Origin of the sequence: Caulobacter sp. AP07 (genome assembly GCF_000281955.1) — a bacterium.
GTDB lineage: Bacteria > Pseudomonadota > Alphaproteobacteria > Caulobacterales > Caulobacteraceae > Caulobacter.
In genome coordinates, this window is record NZ_AKKF01000008.1 from 45718 (window position 1) to 65410 (window position 19693).

General features: G+C 69.3%; 10 protein-coding genes. 7 read left to right on the plus strand and 3 right to left on the minus strand.

Going from position 1 to position 19693, the window contains the following annotated elements:
* Positions 1-4 precede the first annotated feature (4 nt).
* Complete coding sequence (locus PMI01_RS00845; protein WP_007661766.1) at positions 5-892, minus strand: LysR substrate-binding domain-containing protein; 888 nt, start codon at positions 890-892, stop codon at positions 5-7.
* Positions 893-1079: 187 nt separating this feature from the next.
* Between PMI01_RS00845 and PMI01_RS00850 the strand changes: the two genes are divergently transcribed.
* The 4 genes from PMI01_RS00850 (at position 1080) to PMI01_RS00865 (ending at position 6910) form a co-directional block, all read left to right on the plus strand.
* Positions 1080-3527, plus strand: a complete 2448-nt coding sequence (locus PMI01_RS00850; protein WP_007661768.1) for a TonB-dependent receptor domain-containing protein — start codon at positions 1080-1082, stop codon at positions 3525-3527.
* A gap of 100 nt (positions 3528-3627) precedes the next feature.
* On the plus strand, positions 3628-4764 hold the full coding sequence (locus PMI01_RS00855; RefSeq protein WP_007661770.1) for a TIGR03364 family FAD-dependent oxidoreductase: 1137 nt from the start codon (positions 3628-3630) through the stop codon (positions 4762-4764).
* Positions 4761-5585 carry a phosphonoacetaldehyde hydrolase gene (phnX, locus tag PMI01_RS00860; RefSeq protein WP_007661772.1) on the plus strand — a complete coding sequence of 275 codons (825 nt, stop codon included), beginning with the start codon at positions 4761-4763 and terminating at the stop codon, positions 5583-5585. The genes PMI01_RS00855 and phnX overlap by 4 nt, the downstream gene beginning before the upstream one ends.
* The gene (locus tag PMI01_RS00865; protein WP_007661774.1) at positions 5582-6910 is read left to right on the plus strand and encodes a DUF5690 family protein; all 1329 of its coding nucleotides are present in this window, start codon (positions 5582-5584) and stop codon (positions 6908-6910) included. The genes phnX and PMI01_RS00865 overlap by 4 nt, the downstream gene beginning before the upstream one ends.
* Before the next feature lie 19 nt (positions 6911-6929).
* Here PMI01_RS00865 and chrA read toward each other — a convergent pair whose 3' ends face one another.
* Together chrA and PMI01_RS00875 are read right to left on the minus strand one after the other, a co-directional pair.
* Positions 6930-8108 (minus strand): chromate efflux transporter, encoded by a 1179-nt coding sequence (gene chrA, locus PMI01_RS00870; protein ID WP_007661775.1) that lies wholly within the window; start codon positions 8106-8108, stop codon positions 6930-6932.
* A gap of 55 nt (positions 8109-8163) precedes the next feature.
* The gene (locus PMI01_RS00875; RefSeq protein WP_035033824.1) at positions 8164-8484 is read right to left on the minus strand and encodes a PadR family transcriptional regulator; all 321 of its coding nucleotides are present in this window, start codon (positions 8482-8484) and stop codon (positions 8164-8166) included.
* Positions 8485-8800: 316 nt separating this feature from the next.
* Here PMI01_RS00875 and PMI01_RS25900 point away from each other — a divergent pair, with 316 nt between their 5' ends.
* From PMI01_RS25900 to PMI01_RS00890, 3 genes are all read left to right on the plus strand, one after another.
* Positions 8801-11719: a PAS domain-containing protein gene (locus PMI01_RS25900; RefSeq protein WP_007661779.1), complete on the plus strand. Its 2919-nt coding sequence runs from the start codon at positions 8801-8803 to the stop codon at positions 11717-11719.
* Entirely contained in the window at positions 11716-13332 is a 1617-nt protein-coding gene (locus PMI01_RS00885) for a response regulator (protein WP_007661786.1), read from the plus strand. Before PMI01_RS25900 ends, PMI01_RS00885 begins: the two co-directional genes overlap by 4 nt.
* Before the next feature lie 286 nt (positions 13333-13618).
* Positions 13619-19663 (plus strand): autotransporter domain-containing protein, encoded by a 6045-nt coding sequence (locus PMI01_RS00890; protein WP_007661789.1) that lies wholly within the window; start codon positions 13619-13621, stop codon positions 19661-19663.
* Positions 19664-19693 lie beyond the last annotated feature (30 nt).

The following is a 19693-nucleotide window of genomic DNA, read 5'->3' on the forward strand; positions in this document are numbered from 1 at the left end:
GGCGTCAGTTCGCGTCGACGCCCAACTCCACGGCGATGGCGCGCAGGGCCCGGATCAGGGCGCTGCGCCGGCGCTCCTGCTGGCAGACCAGATAACCGCGCAGGGGCTGCTCGCGCACCAGGCCGCTGAGGGGGCGGTAGGCGATGCGCGGGTCGGGCGGGCATTCGGACGAGAAGAACGCGCTGACGCCCAGGCCCAGGGCGACCGCCTCGCGGATGGTCTCGCGGCTCTGCAGTTCGAGGGTGTCGGTCGGCTCGACCTCGGCCGCGGCGAGCGCCTGTTCGGTGAAGGCCCGGGTCTTGGAACTCGGCTCGCGGATCAGCAAGGTCGCCTCGGCCAGCCAGGCGATCGGCGTCGTCTCGGCCTGGGTCCAGGCGTGATCGCTGGGCATCGCCATCCACAGGCTGTCGGTAAAGAGCGGGTCGTAGGTGAACTGGCCGTCGGCCGGAGGGTCGCTGGCGATCGCCGCGTCGATCTCCGAGTCCCCCAGCCAGCGCATGACCTGGCGGGCGTTGCCCATCCGGACCTGGACGGTGGAGCCGGGATTCTCGCGGCGAAAGTGCGCGACCATGCGGGCGGCCTGGGGCGGGCAGTCGGAGCCGAGGCGCAGCGAGCCTCCAGCCAGGCTGGTGGCCTCGCCCAGCATGTCGTCGACGTCGGCCGCCGCCGAGAACAGGCGCTCGGTCAGGGCCAGCAGGTCGCGTCCGGCGTTCGACAGCTTCAGCGGCGAGCGGCGGCTTTCGAACAGGCTGACGCCGTGACGCTCCTCCAGCGCCTTCAGCTGCTGAGACAAGGTCGGCTGAGCGACGTTGAGGCGCCGCGCGGCGCGGGTGACGCCGCCTTCCAGGGCGATGGCGTGGAAGGCGCGCAGATGCTGGAAATTGGCGGCCATGACAGGGACGTGACTAGACGATCGCCGTGACGGGGCCGTGACGGTCAAACCGTCATCAACGCCGTCCATAGGCGGCGCCTATGTGCCGCATACAACCAAACGCTTGGCCGACAGACCATCCGGCGCCCCATGAAGCCGTCCGGCGAGGCGGCGATGCGCCCCCGCTCACGGACATCAGGGGAAACCGATGAAACCCGAATTCAGGACGCTGCTCTGCTACGGCGCGGCGGCGATGGCGCTGGCCGGCGGTCAGGCATGGGCCGAGGAAACGACCGCCAAGGACGCCGCGCCCAGCGACGCCAGCATGGTCGACGAGGTCGTCGTCACCTCCGCGACGGTGGCGCGCGGCAACACCATCGTCTCCAACCGGACCATCGCCGCCCAGCCGGCGGCGATGAACATCATCAACGCCATCCAGGACGTGCCGGGCGTGTCCATCCGCGGATCGGACGCCTTCAACGCCGATCCGTGGACCTACGGCGTCAACATCCGCGGCTTCGACGTCAACCTGCGCTCGTCGAAGATCGGCCAGACCATCGACGACATGCCCGCCTACAACGCCTCGTACTATCTGGGCGGCGCGCCGGCCCAGAAGTTCCTGATGAACGAAACGGTCGACCACATCCAGATCGACCAGGGCACGACCAGCGTCGGCTCGGCCTCGGCCTCGGCCCTGGGCGGCACCATCGCCTATGTCACGCGCGACCCGAAGGAAGAGGCCGGCGGCCTGATCTCGGTCAGCGTCGGCGACAACGACGCCCGTCGCTACGCCGGGGTCTATGACACCGGCCGGATCTTCGGCAACACCCGCGCCTATGCCGGCGTCGCCCGCTTCACGGCCTGCCGCTGGGTCCACAGCTGCAGCGACGGCAGCGGCGCCGACGAGTGGCACGCCGAGGCCAAGTCGGTCAGCGAGTTCGACAAGCTGACCGTCACCGCGCGCCTGTCCTACGACAAGGCGGTCGATGACCCGCTGATCGAGGCCTCGCGGAAATTCCTGGACGCCACCACCGCCGGCGACGCCTCGGTCCCGGCCTGGACCGGCACGACCCCGGCCGGCGTCAACGAGAACTGGGCCCACGCCTGGTCGGCGCACCGCGAGAACACGCTGGGCTACGTCAAGTTCGACTACGCCGTGAACGACGCGGTCAAGCTCGAGGTCGCGCCCTACTACCATCACCAGAAGGGGCAGGGCGACTGGGCGCCGCCCTATCAGCAGATCGCGCTGGACCCGACCCTGACCCGCACCATCACCGGCGGCACCGCGCCGGGCGCCAGCCGCAAGAAGGCCTATTACGGCTGGACCGACAGCGCCGGCCGCCAGCGCGTCGTGGTCAAGGGCGTCGACTACACCGACATCGACGGAACCAAGATCAACGCGTCGCTCTGCTATAATCCCGACGGCTCGGTGATCGCCACCTGCACGCCGCTCCAGACCTATCGCACCAGCCTCTACGAGCACGACCGCTACGGCTTCACCTCGAAGGGCGACTTCACCTTCGGCCAGCACCAGGTGCAGGTCGGGGCCTGGTACGAGGAGCTGGACCGCGACTTTGGCCGCGCCTGGCGCCAGATCGTCGATATCCGCAAAGGGCCGGCCTATTACACAAGCCCCCAGCTGATCGACTTCCAACAGCACTTCAAGACCAAGCAGTGGAAGCTGCACGCGATGGACAGCTGGACCCTGGGCGACCTGACCCTGACCGGCGGCGTCCAGAAGTACCTGATCGACATCGACGGCGAGACCGAGGGCTGGGACGCCTACGGCAAGCCGGTGGCGCCGCTGAAGACCAGCCTGAACGCCGACTCCGACCTGCTGTTCAGCGTCGGGGCGCTCTACAAGGTCAACGCCGGCCTGCAGGCCTTCGCCGGCTTCTCGCAGAACTACGGCGCGGTGGGTGACTGGGCGCTGGAGAAGACCCAGACCGACACCTCCAAGCTGAAGTCTTCGGTGGCCAACGACTACGAGGCCGGCCTGCGCTATCGCGGCCCGCGCCTTTCGGCCCAGGTCACCGCCTATTTCATCGACTACGAGCACGCGATCACCTTCTACTCGGCCGACTTCATTTCGGGCGGGCCGTCGGGTTCCACCGGCGGCATCAACTACACCGCGGGCACCTCGGGGGCTTACGCCAACGCCGGCAAGGGCATCGAGAGCAAGGGCGTCGAGGCCAGCGTCAACTTCGACCTGACCGACGAGCTTGGCCTGTTCGGCGCTCTGACGCTGAACGACTCCACCTACAAGGCGGGGTTCCTGGGCGGCACCGCCAACGCCGGCACCGACAAGCCCGTCAAGGCCGGCAACGACGTGCCGGGCGCTCCGACCACCCTGGTCTCGCTGGGCGCGGACTACAGCCACGAAAACTTCCGGGCCGGCGTTCGGGCCAAGTACACCGGCAAGACCGCCGGCGACGCGCCCAACACGCCCAACCTCTACCTGCCGGCCTATACGCTGGTGGACCTGTCGGCCGGTTACCGCCTGCCCTTGGAGGGCGGTCGCAACGCCGACCTGCAGCTGAACGTCACCAATCTGTTCGATGAGAAGTACATCGGCGGCATGCTGGACGAGTTCACCCAGCTCTACACGCGCGGCGCGCCGCGCACCGTCTCGGCGACCCTGAGCTTCAGCTTCTAGGCCGCCACCGGCCGCGCGGGGGTCCCGACCCCTGGATCCCCGCGCGGTCGCCTCCCATTGTGAAGACGCCGTCTCCTCGGACGGCAAAGGACCAGAGATCGTGTCGGAAAAGCATTTCGATCTGGCCGTGGTCGGCGCGGGCATTGTGGGACTGGCCCACGCCCTGGCGGCCGCCCGGCTCGGCAAGCGCGTGGTGGTGATCGATCGCGACGCCCAGGCCAATGGCGCCTCGGTGCGCAACTTCGGTTTCGTGACGGTCACGGGCCAGGCGCGTGGCGAGGTCTGGCGCCGGGCGCGCCGCACCAGCGCCATCTGGGACGAGGTCGCGCTCGCGGCCGGCATTCCGGTCGTCCAGCGCGGCCTGACCCTGCTGGCCCAGCGACCCGAGGCCCGCACCGTGCTGGAAGCCTTTCTCGACACCGAGATGGGCGAAGGCTGCGGATGGCTGGACGCCGACCAGCTCGACGGACGCTTGCCGAACGGCGCGCGCGGGCAGGGGGCCTTGACCAGCACGACCGACCTGCGCGTGGAGTCCCGAGAGGCCATCCCTCGGCTGGCCGGTTGGCTGGAAGCGGTCCATGGCGTGACCTTTCTGCGCGGCGTCGCGGTGCGCGGCGTGGAAACCGGCCGTCTGGAGACCTCGGACGGCGATGTCCGGGCCGAGGCCGTGGTGGTCTGTCCCGGCGACGACCTCTGCACGCTGTTCCCCGACCAGTTCGCCCAGGCGCTGGTGACCCGATGCAAGCTGCAGATGTTGCGTCTGGCCGATCCCGGCTGGCGGCTGCCGGCTCCGGTGATGTCGGATCTGAGCCTGGTGCGCTACCTGGGCTATGCCGACCTGCCGCAGGCCGGGCCGCTGTTGCGGCGGCTTGAGGCCGAGCAGCCCGAACACCTGGAGCACGGCGTCCACCTGATCGTGGTGCAGAGCGCCGACGGTTCGCTGGTGGTCGGCGACAGCCACCACTATGCCGCCACGCCCGATCCCTTCGCTCATGAGCACGTCGACCAGCTGATCCTCGACGAGTTCGCCGCGGTGTTCGGCCAGGCCCCGCCGCCGGTGGTCGAGCGCTGGACCGGGACCTACGCCTCGGCGCGCGGCCACAGCCTGGTGGAGGCGCCGATGCGCCACGTCCGTCTGGTGACGGTGACCAGCGGCTCGGGCGCCTCGACCGCCTTCGCCCTGGCTGAAGACGTCATCGCCGGGCTTTATGACCTGAAGTCGGGAGTCGCCGCATGAGCCTGCAAGCCATCAGGGCCGTCGTCTTCGACTGGGCCGGCACGATGATCGATTTTGGCTGCCGCGCCCCGGTTGTCGCCTTGCGCCGGGTCTTCGCCGACGCCGGGGTGGAGATTACCGAGGCCGAGGCCCGGCTCGACATGGGCAAGGCCAAGCGCGACCATATCCGCGCGCTCCTGGCCCTGCCGCGCGTCGCCGACGCCTGGCGCGCGGTTCATGGCGCGGCCGGCGAAGCGGACGTCTCGCGCCTGCACGACGCGGTTGAGCCGATGATGCGCGCGGCGGCCAAGGACTGCGCGCGGCTGATCCCTGGCGCGGCCGACTTGGCCGAACGACTGGGCGCGGCGGGCGTCAAGGTCGGCTCGTCCACCGGCTACACCCGCGCCATGATGGCCGACATCCTGCCGCTGGCCGCCGAACAGGGCTACGCGCCCCAGGTGGTGGTCTGCGCCGGCGAGACGCTGGAGGGACGGCCTTCGCCATTGATGATGTGGAAGGCCCTGGTCGAGCTGGGCGCCTGGCCGGCCGGCGCCTGCGTCAAAGTGGACGACGCCGTGGTCGGGATCGGCGAGGGCCTGGCCGCCGGAGCCTGGACCGTCGGGCTGTCGGCTTCGGGGAACGGAGTCGGGCTGTCGTGGGAGGCGCTGAACCTTCTGCCGGCTCCCGATCGCGAGCAGCGCATCGCCGCCGCGACCGAGGCGCTGCGCGAGGCCGGCGCGCACTACGTGGTGGAAACCGTCGCGGACCTGGGGCCGGTGCTGGAAGACATCGGCGCCCGGATCGCGGCGGGCGAGACGCCGGACGGGCGTGGCGCGCGATGACCGTCGGTGCGGGTCCTGTCACCCGTTGGCTGAGCCGGGCGCCGTCCTGGGTCTTCGCCCTCTACGGCGGGCTGGCGGCCTTCGCGGCCTATTTCGCCATGTACGCCTATCGCAAGCCGTTCACGGCGGCGAGCTACGCGCACGTGGCCGGTTGGCCCTTCGCCATCGATTTCAAGGTGGTGCTGGTGATCGCCCAGGTCGTCGGCTACGCGGCTTCCAAGATCATCGGTGTCAAGGTGATCTCGGAGATGCGGCCGGAACGGCGGCCCCTCGGCATTCTTCTGTTGATCGGCGGCGCTGAACTGTCGCTGCTGGCGTTCGCGCTCGCGCCTCCGGTGTTCGGACCTCTAGCCTTGTTCGCCAATGGCCTCGGCCTTGGCATGATCTGGGGCCTGGTGTTCGGCTTCCTCGAAGGGCGGAGGCTGTCGGAAGTCCTGGGCGCCATGCTCTGCGCCAGCTTCATCCTGGCCTCCGGGGTGGTGAAGTCGGTGGGCAAGGCTTTGCTCCTGCACGGCGTCGACGACCGCTGGATGCCGGCCCTGACCGGCCTGATCTTCGCGCCGCTGCTGCTGGTCGCCGTGGCAGGCCTCGCGCAATTGCCGCCGCCCGACGCCGCCGACGAAGCCGCCCGCGTCAGGCGCGCCCCGATGACCGCCAAGGCCCGCGCCGCGCTCTTCGCCGCCCACGCCCCGGCGCTGATCCTGCTGGTGGCGGTCTATGTGCTGCTGACCGCGCTGCGGGATTTCCGCGACAACTTCTCGGCCGAGATCTGGACCGAGCTCGGCTACAAGGACGCGGCCTCGATCTTCGCCCTGTCGGAAATCCCCGTGGCGGTCATCGTGCTGGTCGGCCTGTCCCTGTTGATGCGGGTGCGCGACAACCAGCGGGCCGTCGGCTTCAATCTCGGCTTCGTCGCCTTGGGCCTGGGGCTGCTCGGCGTTTCAACCCTGGGCCACCAGTTGGGCCTGCTGGGGCCGGTCGCCTGGATGATCGCGGTGGGGGCGGGCCTCTACATGGCCTACACCCCCTTCAACGGCGTGCTGTTCGACCGGATGATCGCCGCGACCGGCAGTGTCGGCACGGCGGGGTTCCTGATCTATGTCGCCGATTCCAGCGGCTATGTCGGCAGCGTCGTCCTGCTGCTGGTGCGCTCGTTCGCCAGCCTGGACCTGGCCTGGAGCGGCTTTCTCAGCGCCGCCGCCTATGTCACGTCCGTACTCGGACTGGTGGGAGTGTGCCTGGCCCGACAACTGCTGACCCATCGCGGAGGTCGCGCCGACGGGGCTCCAGCGCGACCGGTTCCGCGAACGGCCGATTTGTCGTGACCAAGGCGGAGGGCCGGGATCAGCTCATGATCCCGACGAACACCGAGCTGGCGACGCAGAAGATCACGACCCCCAGCGGCGGGACTTTCCAGCGCTCCAGGAGCAGGTATGCGGTCGCCGCTATGGCGACGTCGCGCCCATCGCGGATGGAACTGGTCCAGACGGGGTCGTAGAGCGCCGCCGCCAGGACGCCGACCACGGCGGCGTTGATCCCGGCCAAGGCTCCCCTTGCCCCCGGGCGCCGGCTGATCCAGCTCCAGAGCGGCACCCCCGCCAGCACGATCAGCATGCCCGGGAGAAAGATGAAGAGGGTGGCGATCAGAGCCCACAGCGCCGCCACCGCGGCGCCATGCGGGGAACCGGCCGCCGCGCCGAGATAGGTCGCGAAGGTGAACAGCGGGCCAGGGACGGCCTGGGCCGCGCCATAGCCGGCCAGGAACCGGTCTTCGGTCAGCCACCCCTGGGGAACCAGCGCGTCGTGCAGCAGCGGCAGGACCACGTGTCCGCCGCCGAACACCAGAGCGCCGGCCCGGTAGAAGACCCCCATCAGGTCGGTCGTCGAACCGGGCGCCAGGCTGCCCAGCCATGGCAGTCCGACGAGAAGCGCGACAAAGGCCGCGAATGCGCCGACCCCGACGCGTCGGCGCACGGGCAGGGCGGGCGGCGACGGGGGCAGGTCCACGCCGCGGCAGAACACGGCGCCGCCGACGGCGCCGAGCGCCAGCGCGCCCAGCTGCATGGCCGAGCCGCCGACCACGAGCAACAGGGCCGTGGCCGCGAGCGCCAGGCCGGCGCGGGGCAGGTCCGGGCACAGCTTGCGTCCCATGCTCCACACCGCCTGGGCGACGACCGCGACGGCGACCAGCTTGAGGCCGTGCAAGCCCGCCAGCGTCAGCGGATCCTTCAGGCCTGGGGCGGCCAGGGCGAACAGATAGAGCGCCAGGGCCGATGGCAGGGTGAAGCCGATCCAGGCCGCGAGGGCGCCCAGCCATCCGGCGCGCTTGAGACCGATCAAGGCGCCGACCTGGCTGCTGGCCGGTCCGGGCAGCATCTGGCACAGCGCGACCAGGCCGGCGTATTCGTCCGCCGACAGCCATTGGCGGCGTTGGACATAGGCCCGTTCGAAATAGGCGAGGTGGGCGATGGGGCCGCCAAATGACGTCAGCCCCAGGCCCAGCGAGACCCCCAGGACTTCCAAGGCTGATGGTCGGCGCGGACTCGGCGGGACCGGAGGCGCCGCCGTCACGCGCGGGTCACGGCTGGTCGACCGGCGCCGGGTCGTGAACCTCGCGCACCAGTTCGCGCACCCGCGCCTTGGCGACGGCCAGCGCTTCCAGCCCCAAGGGCGTGGCGCGGTAGAGCCGGCGGAACGTCCGCCCGATCTGTTCCTTGCGCGACGAGAGGTAGCCGTTGCGCTCCATCCCGTGCAGCATCGGATAGAGCGTGCCGGGGCTGAGCTTGTAGCCGTGATGGCCAAGCTCCTCGATCATCCATTGTCCATAGATCTCGCCGTCGGCGGCATGGTGCAGAACGTGCAGCCGGATCAGGCCGGCGAGAAGATCGTGGTGCTCCAGCACGCAGGGTCATTCCGTTGCCGGCTCCACGAAATCGAAGATCGATAACGAGAGCCATGTGTAGGCGCGGTTGACGCCCTTGTCACGACCCGTTCAAGCCGCTTGAGCGTTCGCGGATCATGCCCGCTGGTGAAGCCATCGCGATAGGCTAAGATTGTGAGGTGTTGGCGCGATCACCGAGGCGCGAGCGGCTGGCTTGCGACGGACGTTCAGCCGAGGTGACCGAACCAACGCCCTAGCGGGCGCCGAACGAGCGGGGCAGGCCACGATGGATGAAACAGCGGTCAGCGTGAGGCTGCCCAGGACGGCTCCGGTCATGCTGATCGCATGCGCCCTGATCGGCGTGGCGCTTCTGACCATCGGGCCGGGGAGCTATCCCGAGCTCCATACGGTTCTGGACACCGGCATGGCGCTGCTGTCGGTGGTGCTGGCGCTGATGCTCTGGGACACGGGAGAGCATCTGCAAAGCGAGGTCGCCCGCCGATTGGCGATCGGCTTCGCCGTCACCGGCGTGATGGAACTCGTGCATGTGCTGGTGGCCATCGAGTGGTCCGGCGCGTTCGCGGCGGTTTCCGCCGCCAAGGGGACGCTGCGGCCCTCCACCTGGCCGCCACCGTCGCATCTCCTGCCGCTTTCGGTGCTCGGCGCCCTGCTCTGGCCCCTGCGGGGAAGGCTGGCGCTGTTGTCGTTCGCCGCCAGCGTCGCCGTGATCGCGGCGGCGTTGTTCGCCGTCTTTCACTACGCGCCGACCTACGCGGCTCCCGGTTTCCTTGGCGTCACGCGTCCCGCGCTGGTGTTCGCGCCGGTCCTGTGGATCGCGGCCGGCGGTGTCGCCTGGCGTCTGAGAGGACGAGACCAGGTCGCCTCGGCGCTTCCGACCACGGCCGCGGTGCTGACGGTCGCCAACATCATAATGCTCTATTCGCGGGCGCCGGCCGACGGACCGGCGATGGTCGCCCATCTCGGGAAGATCGCCGGCGACATGACGCTGCTCCTGTTTCTCCTGCGGATGGCTTCGAGCGACCTGCAGGCGCGCATCCGCGCGGAAGCGGGGCTGTCCCGGCTCAACGCTGAACTCGATCAGCGGGTGAGCGAGCGGACCGGCGAACTCATGGCGGCCAACAGCACGCTCGAGCAGGAGATCAAGGCCCGCCGTGAAAGCCAGCGCCTGCTTGAAGCCATTGTCGAGAATTCTCCGGCCGTCATCTATGTCAAGGACCTCGAAGGGCGCTACCTGCTCGTCAACCGCCGCTACGGCGATATCTTTCACGTCGACGCCGATGGGATGGTCGGAAGGACCGACTACGACATCTTCCCGCAGGACACGGCCGACGCGTTTCGCGCCATGGACGAGCGCGTCGCCGAGGCGGGGCAGCCGCTCCTGGAAGAGGAGGTCGCCCCTCACGACGACGGCCTTCACACCTACCTCTCGGTGAAGTCGCCGCTCCGGGACGATGCCGGCCAGCCGTACGCCGTCTTCGGGATTTCGACCGACATCACGGAACGCAAGCAGGCGGAAATCCGGGTCCAGACCCAACTTGAACGGCTGGCGCTGCTGGACGAGATCACCCGCGCCATCGGTCTGCGCCAGGACATCGAGAGCATCTTCCAGGTGGTCGTGCGCAGCATCGAAAGCCAGCTTCCGGCCGACTTCGCATGTCTCTGTCTGTACGACGGCCTCGATCGGACGCTGACGGTCGCGGCGGTGGGCGTCAACAGCCAGGCCTTGGCGCTCGAGCTGGCCATGCCCGAGCGCGCGCGCATCGAAATCGACGAGAACGGCCTCTCGCGCTGCGTCAAGGGCCAGCTCGTCTACGAAGCCGACATCGCGGACATCCCTTTCCCGTTCCCCCAACGCCTCGCGCGCGGCGGGTTGCGCGCCCTAGTCGCCGCGCCGCTTCAAGCCGAGAGCAAGGTCTTCGGCGTGATGATCGTGGCGCGTTTCGCGGCCGAGAGCTTCGTCAGCGGCGAATGCGAGTTCCTGCGGCAGCTCAGCGAGCATGTGGCGCTGGCCGTACACCAGGCCCAACTGCATCAGGCGCTGCAGGACGCCTACGACGATCTGCGCCTATCGCAGCAGACGATCCTGCAGCAGGAGCGCCTGCGCGCGCTGGGCCAGATGGCCAGCGGTATCGCCCACGACATCAACAACGCCCTGTCGCCGGTCGCGCTCTATACGGAGTCGATGCTAGAAACCGAAACGGGCCTTTCGGCGGAGGCCCGGGGCAATCTCCAGGTCATCCAGCGCGCGGTCGAGGACGTGAGCCACACCATCGCGCGAATGAAGGAGTTCTACCGGCAGCGCGAGCCCCAGCTCATCCTCGCGCCGGTCAGGCTGCACGAACTGGTCCAACAGGTGCTGGATCTGACCAAGGCGCGCTGGAGCGACATGGCCATGCGGCGGGGCGCCGTCATCGACGTCCGGACCGAGCTCGCGGACGACCTGCCGCCGACCCTGGGCGTGGAGAGCGAAATCCGCGAGGCGCTGATCAACCTCGTCTTCAACGCCATCGACGCCATGCCTGACGGCGGAACCCTGACGCTGCGGATCAAGCCGGCGGTGGGCGGGAAGGGGCGGGCGCGTCGCGTGGCCGAGGTCGAGATCGAGGACACAGGCTCCGGCATGGACGATGAGACGCGCCGCCGTTGCCTGGAGCCGTTCTATACGACCAAGGGCGAACGCGGGACGGGGCTTGGCCTGGCGATGGTGTACGGCGTCGCGCAGCGCCATGGCGCCGAGCTGGATGTCAGGTCGGCTCCCGGCGAGGGGACGACGGTTCGCCTGAGTTTTCCGGCGCCGGCTGAAGTCACGATCGCGGCCGCCAAGGGCGACCAGGACATCATGCCACAGCGGTTGCGCCTGCTGCTCGTCGATGACGATCCGGTGCTCCTCAAGGCGCTGGGCGACACGCTGAGCGCTGACGGTCACGTCGTCACCACGGCCCACGATGGCCGCGCCGGGATCGACGCCTTCGCGGCGGCGAACGACGGCGAGACTCGATTCGCCGCGGTCATCACCGATCTTGGCATGCCCAAGATCGATGGGTGGAAGGTGGCCGCCGAGATCAAGGCCTTGTCCCCGTCCACGCCTGTCATCCTGCTGACAGGCTGGGGGCAGGGCCTGCTCGCGGACGCCGACATGCCGCGACATGTCGATCAACTCCTGAGCAAGCCGCCGAAGCTCAGGGAAATTCGGGAAGCCCTGGCGAACCTGTGTCCGGAGGCCACGCCTTGACGAACCGCGCCGCGACCGAGCCACCTCCGCCCCGCATCCTCATCGTCGACGACGAGGCCGCGAACCTGACGGCGCTGCGCGTCACCCTGGGCCACCAGGGCTACGAGACCGAGGGGTTCACCGATCCGACCGCCGCGCTGGCGGCGCTCAAGCAGGGCGGGTTCGACCTGCTGCTGACCGACCTCAGGATGCCGGACATGGGTGGCGTGGAGCTGCTGCAGCGGGCCCAGGCGCTTGATCCGAACCTAGTCGGTGTGATCATGACCGGCGAGGGCAGCATCGCCTCCGCCGTGGAGGCGATGAAGACCGGCGCGCTGGACTACATCCTCAAGCCCCTCAAGCTTGGCGCCATCCTGCCCGTGCTGTCGCGCGCGCTGACCATGCGCACACTCCGGCTGGAGAACGCCGCGCTGGAACGCAGCGTCCGCGAGCGCACGGCGGAACGGGAGAAGGCGCTTCGGGAAGTCGAGAACCAGACGACCGAGCGTCTGCGGGCCGAGCAGGCCATGATGCAGATTCAGAAGATGGAAGCGCTCGGGCAACTGACCGGCGGCGTCGCCCACGACTTCAACAACCTGCTCATGGCCATCGACGGCGCCTTGCACCTCCTCGACAAGCGCCTGGAGCCCGACCATGTCGGTCGCAAATATATCGAGGGTGCGCGCGAGGCGACGCGGCGGGGCGCGCGGGTGACAAACCAGCTTCTCGCCTTTTCGCGCACCCAGCGCATCGAGCTGCAGCCGATCGACGCCTGCGCGGCGTTGCGGGAGGCCGCGCCGATCATCGCCCACGCGCTGGGGCCGACCATTTCGTTGAGGCTCGACTTCGCGCCCGGCGAGATCTGGACCAAGACGCATCGGGACCAGCTGGAGCTCGCCGTGGTGAACCTGGCGGTGAATGCGCGTGACGCCATGCCCGACGGCGGCGAGGTCGTGCTGGGCGTCGCGCCCGGGGATGGGCCGGCCGCGGTCATCTGGCTGCGTGACGACGGCTGCGGCATGACGCCGGAAACGGCGACCCGGGCGCTGGAGCCGTTCTTCACCACCAAGGAACGCGGCAAGGGCACGGGCCTGGGCCTGACCCAGGTCTATGGCTTCGCCCATCAGTGCAAGGGTGAGGTCTCGATCGAAAGCGCGCCCGGCGCGGGCGCGACGGTGCGGATCGTCCTGCCGCGCATCGAGGCTCCGGCGGCCGAGGTCAAGGAGCGGCCCGCCGACATATCCGTCGCGCGCGGCGGCCGGGTCGATCCGGGACGGATCAAGGTGCTGGTCGTCGATGACGACGACGCCGTTCGCCAGGTCCTGGTCGACGGCCTGCGCGTCGAAGGTTTCGACGTCATCGAAGCCGCGGGCGGCGTCGACGGCCTGGCCGCGCTGCAGAGCCGGTCGCCGGACGCCCTGGTGGTGGACTTCGCGATGCCGGGCATGAATGGCGCCGAGGTCGGCGGGCGCGCCCGGGCCCTGAGGCCCGGATTGCCGATCGTGTTCTGCAGCGGCTACTCCGACACGGCCCAACTCGAGAAGGTGGAGGGCGCGGTGCTCCTGCGTAAACCCGTCTCCATCGGGGTCCTGGGGCGCGCGGTCATGGATCTGGTGGCGGCTCAGACGGTCTGAAGGAGATTTCGGTCTGCCGCCAGGTCGCCGCCGGGGGCGGAAATCCCGCCGCGTCGATGCCGCTCAGCGAGATGATCTCGCTTGGCGCGATGGGGGGAATATTCTCCTAGGGCGCGGAGGGAGGCGACCATTCGCGGGTATCCGCACCGGACCAGGCGGGATGCGACGCGGCGTCCTGGAGCGGGCTTTTTGATCAGGTCGCCGTCCGGTCGCGGGTTCCGACAAAAAGTCTCGACACGGTCGTCAAGGTCAAGCTAGGCACCCATAAGTTGTTCCTGGGGGCGTCATGCGTACGAATTTGAACCAGCGGCCATCGCGGTCGCTGCGGCTGCGACTGCTCGGTTGCAGCCTGGTGGCGCTTGCCGCCGCCGTCGCTGGCGCCGCACAGGCCGATTGCCTTCCCACCCCGGCGCCCGCGGGGCCGATCCTCTGCTCCGGCGCTACCGTCGGCGGCGTGGCGATCTCGACCAGCACCAACGTCACGGTTCAGGCCGGAGCCAGCGTCGCGGGCGCGCTCTACGAGCACGCGATGACCTTCACTTCGCTGGGCACGGTCGGCACGGTCGCCAGCCTGCAGGTCGATGGCCTGGTCAATGGTCTGGGGCAGGGCGGCGTGGTGGTGCTGAGCGGCACGGTTCCCAACTTCAACTATCCGTCCACCCGCCTGGACATCAAGGTGGGGCAGGGCGGCGTGATCGTCGGGCGCGTCGGTGTCTTGACCCATTGGCAAGGCGCGCCCGGCTACAACACGGCGGGTGCGACGCTCGACAACAGCGGCCTGGTGCAGGGGTCCGACGAGGGGCTTACGAGCTCCGACGCGCAGCACAGCGGCTTCCTGTCGGTCAACAACCGGGCGACCGGCGTGATCCGGGGCGCGTACGGCGCGATCTTCGGTTCGGTGATGTACCTGACCAACGCCGGCCTGATCGATGGCGGCATCGACGCCGCCTACGAGCTGCCCAGCTCGGGCAGCTACGCCATCATCCCGCAGTCGGTCAACAATTCCGGCGTGATGACCGCCAGCTACAACGAGGCTACGCTTGATCTGAAGGGCGGCTGGCTGACGGTCACCAACAGCGGCCAGATCGTCAACACCGGGCCCGGCGAGGCCATCGACGCGGCCAACCGCCTGAACCTGACCAACGCGGCGGGCGGTCTGATCCGATCGGCTGGCGGCGTCGCCATCCGCGCGGGCGGTGGAACCTTCGTCAACCGCGGCGCGATCGACGGCTCGGTCGTCCTGTCGGACCAGGCGACCTTCGACACGATGGGCGGAACCCTGAACGGTGACCTGTTGTTCGGCGCCTCTGACGACACCCTGGTCGCCGGCTGGGACAGCGCCAGCGGCCGGTTGGCCGGGATCGCGGGCCGCGTCGACGGCGGCGGCGGGGTCAACACCCTGCGGTTCGACCTGGCGCAGGACGCCAATGTCGACGCCCTGCTCGGGGCGGTCGCGCTGCCGACCAACTTCCAGAACCTGGCCTTGAATCTGAGCAATGACGCCAAGGTCAGCCTGACTGGCGACGCGCCGTCTGGCCTGATGGTCAACGGGACCGGCAGCTTCACGACCAGCGGCGTGGTGACCACCAACGGCACGGCCCTCAAGCTGGGCTTCTACTACCCGTCGCCCCTGAACTTCACCAACACCGGCAGCATCGTCGCGACCTTCAATCCTCCCACGGCCAACGACTACGCCCTGGATGTCCGCAGCATCAAATCCTTCAGCAATGAGGGCACGATCACCTCGGAGGGCGGCAACGGCGTCACCGCCTACATGGACTATACCGGGGTGCTGAAGAACAGCGGCTCGATCATCGCCACGGGCATGGGCCTGAACCTGAACGGCGGCCTGAACAACACCGGCCTGATCCGTTCGACCCAGGGCGCGGGCCTGACCGTGTGGAGCGGCTCCGCGATCTCGACCAACACCGGCACGATCGAAGGCGTCACCATCGGCGCGGCCGTCAACAGCACGATCCTGGCCAATACCGGAACGATCCGGGCCAGCAACGGGGTCGGGGTCAAGAGCGGCAGCTACGCCAGGATCGACAACCAGGCCGGCGGTGTGATCACCGGGACCAAGGCGTCGGTGTCACGTGACGGCGGCGACGGCTTCTATACCGCCGTGCTCAACGCCGGCGTCCTGAACGGCGACGTCGACCTGCGCAACGCCTTCACGCCGTCCGATAGCCCGAACCTCTATGCCGACAAGGGCGGCACGCTGAACGGCTCGCTTTCCATGGGAACCGGCTGGGACACGGTGATCACCGATCTGTCGCGCCTGGTGAACGGCAAGTTCACGGGCGTCACCGGCACGGTCAACGCCGGCGGCGGCGCGGGGGTCGACACCCTGCTGCTCACCGTCACGGAAGACGCCACCCGCACCTTGACCATGCCCGACAGCTTCGAGCAGCTCGCTCTCGACCTCGCCGGCGGCGCGGCGCTCAAGCTGACCCTCGACCGGCCACTGACCAGCACGCTGTCCCTAACGGGCGAGGGCAGCCTGGATCTGACCGCGGACATTTCGGTCAGCAAGGGAAGCTACGCAATCAGTCTGTTCGGTCCGTCGGCGGCTTCGGCGGAGCAGTTCGGCTATGGTTCGAACCCGGGGAAACTGTCGGTGATCAGCCGCGGCGCCCTGACCATCACCCAAGCCCCGTACTACTACGCCTCGGGCGTCACTCTGGCGGCCGACTCAACGTTCGAGAACGCCGGCAGCCTGACGATCAGCGGCGATCCGAGCACCTATTCCATGCCCGTCGGAATCTATGGCGGCGCGGCGGTGATCAATTCCGGCGTCATCAACCTGTCGAGCGCTATCGGCATTAGCGGCGCGACGAGCTTCACCAACACCGGAACCCTGAAACAGACACCCGGACCGGGACTCTCGATCGGAGTCCAGAACGTGGCGGCCGTCGTCAACAGCGGAACGATCGAGACCGGCGGCCTGGCCGTGGGCCTCTACGGCTTCGGCAACGCCCCTCTCACGGTCGCCAATAGCGGCGTGATCCGCAGCACCGGCGCGGACGCCGTCAGCGGCGGCTATTCCAAGCTGGAGCTGACCAATAGCGTCACTGGCGTCATCGAGAGCACGACCGGCTACGCGTTCACGAGCTCGGGCGACGCCGTCCACATCGTCAACGCCGGAACGATCACCGGCGACATCGGCCTGCGGGGCTTCAGCGCCGACAAGATCGAGAACACCGGAACGATTACCGGCGACATCGCCACCGGCTATGGCGACGACGTGGTGATCAACAACGGCACGATCATCGGCGACGTGGCGTTGGGCGACGGCAACGACAGCTTCACCCTGAGCGTCAACGGCGTGATCAAGGGCGTCGTCGACGGCGGTTACGGTCTGGACATCCTGACCCTCGACTCCAGCAAGGGCGGCAGTGTCTCTTCCAGCCAGTTCGTCAACTTCGAAGCCTTCCGCCAGACCGGCGGCGGCAGTCTGAGCTATTCGGGCGTGTTCCTGGGCGGGCCCATCGTCATCGCCGGCGGCGGGGCCGAGGTGCTGGCCGGAACCAGCCTCACCGCGCCGGGCGCGACGACATTCCTGGGCACGAGCGGCTCCGAGCAAGTGACCATCGGCGGAACGATCTCGGGCGGCGTGTCGCTGGGCGGCGGCGCCGACACGGTGACCAACCGCGGCGCCATCGGCGCGGCCGTGCTGCTGGGCGCGGGCGACGACGTCTATACCGAGGGCGCGGGCTCGACCGTGGCCGGCGCCATCGACGGCGGCGCGGGTGGCGACAGCTACATCGCCGAACTGGATGGCGACCGCACGGGCCTTCACACTCGCACCGGTTTCGAGCGCCTGGGCGTTATCGGCACGGGAAGGCTGACCCTGGCGCTGGACCAGAATTGGGACGCGATCAGCCTGGCCGGCACGGGCCTGACCCTGCAGCAGGGAACCTTCACGGTCGGCGGCGTGTCGGGTGGCGACACGGCCGAAATCGTGACCCTGGATCGTGACGTCGCCAAGGTCGACCTGGCGGGCGGCGACGACGCCCTGACCCTGGGCGGCGACGCCTTCGCCGGCGCCTATGCCGGCGGGACAGGGACTGACGCTCTCGCCTTCACGACCGCCAACACGGTGACCGTCAGCGGTTCGATCACGGGCTTCGAGACGATCTCCCTGGCCGGCGGCAATCAGCTAAACGTCTCGGGCGTCCTTGGCGCCAGCGGCGACGCGTTCGCCTTCACGGGCGGCGGCCAGACGCTGTCGGTGCTGTCCGGCGGCAAGCTGGACGGCACGGTCGACCTCGGCGCCGGCGACGACGTGTTCAGGCTCGCCGCGGGCGGCCAACTGCTCGGCGTCGTGCTGGGCGGGACTGGAAACGACCTCGTCGCCATCGATCTGATCTCCGACCTGTCGCTACGCGGCGACCAGCTACGGCAGTTCGAGACCCTGCAGGTCACGGGCACGGGCGCGCTTAACTTCACGGGCGGCGCGGCCAAGTTCGACCACCTGCTCACCGCCAGCCAGAACCTCGTCGTCGCGGCGGGCTCCAGCCTGGACGCCGGGGACCTGACGTTCGACGGCGCGGCGAACATCATGATCGTCAGCGGCGCGTTCTCGGGCGCGCTGAACCTGGGAGGCGGCGACGACGTCCTGCGCCTGACCACCGGCGGAACCCTCACGGGCTCGGCCAATGGCGGGACCGGGAACGACCGGCTCGAACTGGCGCTGGGCGGCGCCGACGCCGCGCCGATCGCCCTGGGCGCCACGCCGTTCTCGGGTTTCGAGACGCTCAGCCTGCAATCGGGCGTCGTCAGCCTGGCCGGCGACTACGGCTTCGACACCATCCAGGTTTCGAACGGACGCCTGATCGGCCTGGCCGGCTCGCGTCTGGCCGCGCGGACCATCACCGTCGCCCAGGGCGCGACCTTCGGGTCGGCCGGCCTGGTGACCGGCGACATCACCGTGGCCGGCACGCTCAGCCCGGGCGCCTCGCCGGGCACGATGACGGTGGTGGGCAACGTCGCCCTGGCCTCGGGTTCGACGACCCTGTTCGAACTCACCCCGACGGTCAGCGACCAGCTGGTGGTCTCGGGAACGGTGAGCATCGCCCCGGGGGCGACCCTGAAATTGATAAGCTCCGCGGTCCTGGTCCCGGGTCAGACGCGCGACCTGATCGTGGCCGGCGGGATCACCGGGTCGTTCTCGACCATCGACGGCGCCCAGGCCCTGAACCTTCACGTTCGGCAGTCGCCCACGCGCCTGCGGGTTCTGGGGCTGTTCTCGACCGACACAACCTTCTCGTCCCAGGTGTCGGGCGTGGTCGCCACGCTGAACGCCGCCCTGATCGGCGACAAGGTCGGCGCGCCGCTGATCGCCGCCCTGCCGCTTCTGGTCGATGCGACGACAGGCAAGAGCGCTCCGAAGGCCCTGGCCCGGCTCACCCCGCAGGCCTACGCCTCGGCCTCGCAGTTGGCGACGGAGGACGGTCTGTCGATCGTAGACGCCTCGCGCGGCCAGGCCCGGTTCGCGCCGGACACGCCAGGCCCGTTCGGCTTCGGCCAGGTGATCGCCAGCCGCCGCACCCTCGACGGCGACGCCGCCGGCGGCGTGGCCGAAGGCAAGATCAACAGCACGGGCGGGCTGAGCGGTGTCGGCTACGGCGCCAAGAACGCCTGGATCGGGGCCTTCGCCGGCTATCTCAGCGGCCGCCAGCGGATCGACGCCCTGGACGCGCGCACCGACACCGACAGCTTCGTGGTCGGGGCCCAGGGCCAGGTCCGGTTCGGCGGCTTCGCGCTGGGCGTGATGGCGGCCCATGACGCCGCCGACGCCGACACCCGCCGCGCCGCGCCGGGCGGGGCGACGGCGTTCGGCGGCTACAAGCTCAAGAGCTGGGTTGGCGACGTCAACCTGACCTACCGCGCCAAGCTGAACGCCGACTGGGCCGTCCAGCCGCGCCTGGGGGTCAGCTATGTCCACGCCAACCGGGACGGCTTCGTCGAACGGGGCGGCGGCGCCTTCAGCCTGACCGTCCAGAGCGAAAAGACCACCAGCTGGTTCGTCGACGGGCAGGTGGAAGTGCTGGGCGGGCAGGCGGCCGACGAGCGCCTGCACCCCTACGCCTCGGTGGGCTTCCGCACGCGGGCGGGCGGTGACGACGCCACGGCCTCCGCGTCGCTGGCCGGGCTGCCCACGCCGCTGACCGTCTCGGGCCTGAACCGCGACGGAACCCTGGCGACCGTCGGCGCCGGGCTGGGCTACGACATCTCCCGTGGCCTGACCGTGTCGGCGACCTATGCCGGCGAGTTCGGCGACGGAGGACGGCAAGGCGCGCTGGTCGGCCTGCGCTGGTCCTTCTAACGGGCGCCACGATCCGCGAGCCAGGCTCGC

Bases quoted from the DNA above. Each gene is read 5' to 3' on its own strand.
- PMI01_RS00890 (WP_007661789.1), top strand. From the start codon at position 13,619: ATGCGTACGAATTTGAACCAGCGGCCATCGCGGTCGCTGCGGCTGCGA.
- PMI01_RS00850 (WP_007661768.1), top strand. From the start codon at position 1,080: ATGAAACCCGAATTCAGGACGCTGCTCTGCTACGGCGCGGCGGCGATG.
- PMI01_RS00865 (WP_007661774.1), top strand. From the start codon at position 5,582: ATGACCGTCGGTGCGGGTCCTGTCACCCGTTGGCTGAGCCGGGCGCCG.
- PMI01_RS25900 (WP_007661779.1), top strand. From the start codon at position 8,801: ATGCTGATCGCATGCGCCCTGATCGGCGTGGCGCTTCTGACCATCGGG.
- PMI01_RS00845 (WP_007661766.1), bottom strand. From the start codon at position 892: ATGGCCGCCAATTTCCAGCATCTGCGCGCCTTCCACGCCATCGCCCTG.
- phnX (WP_007661772.1), top strand. From the start codon at position 4,761: ATGAGCCTGCAAGCCATCAGGGCCGTCGTCTTCGACTGGGCCGGCACG.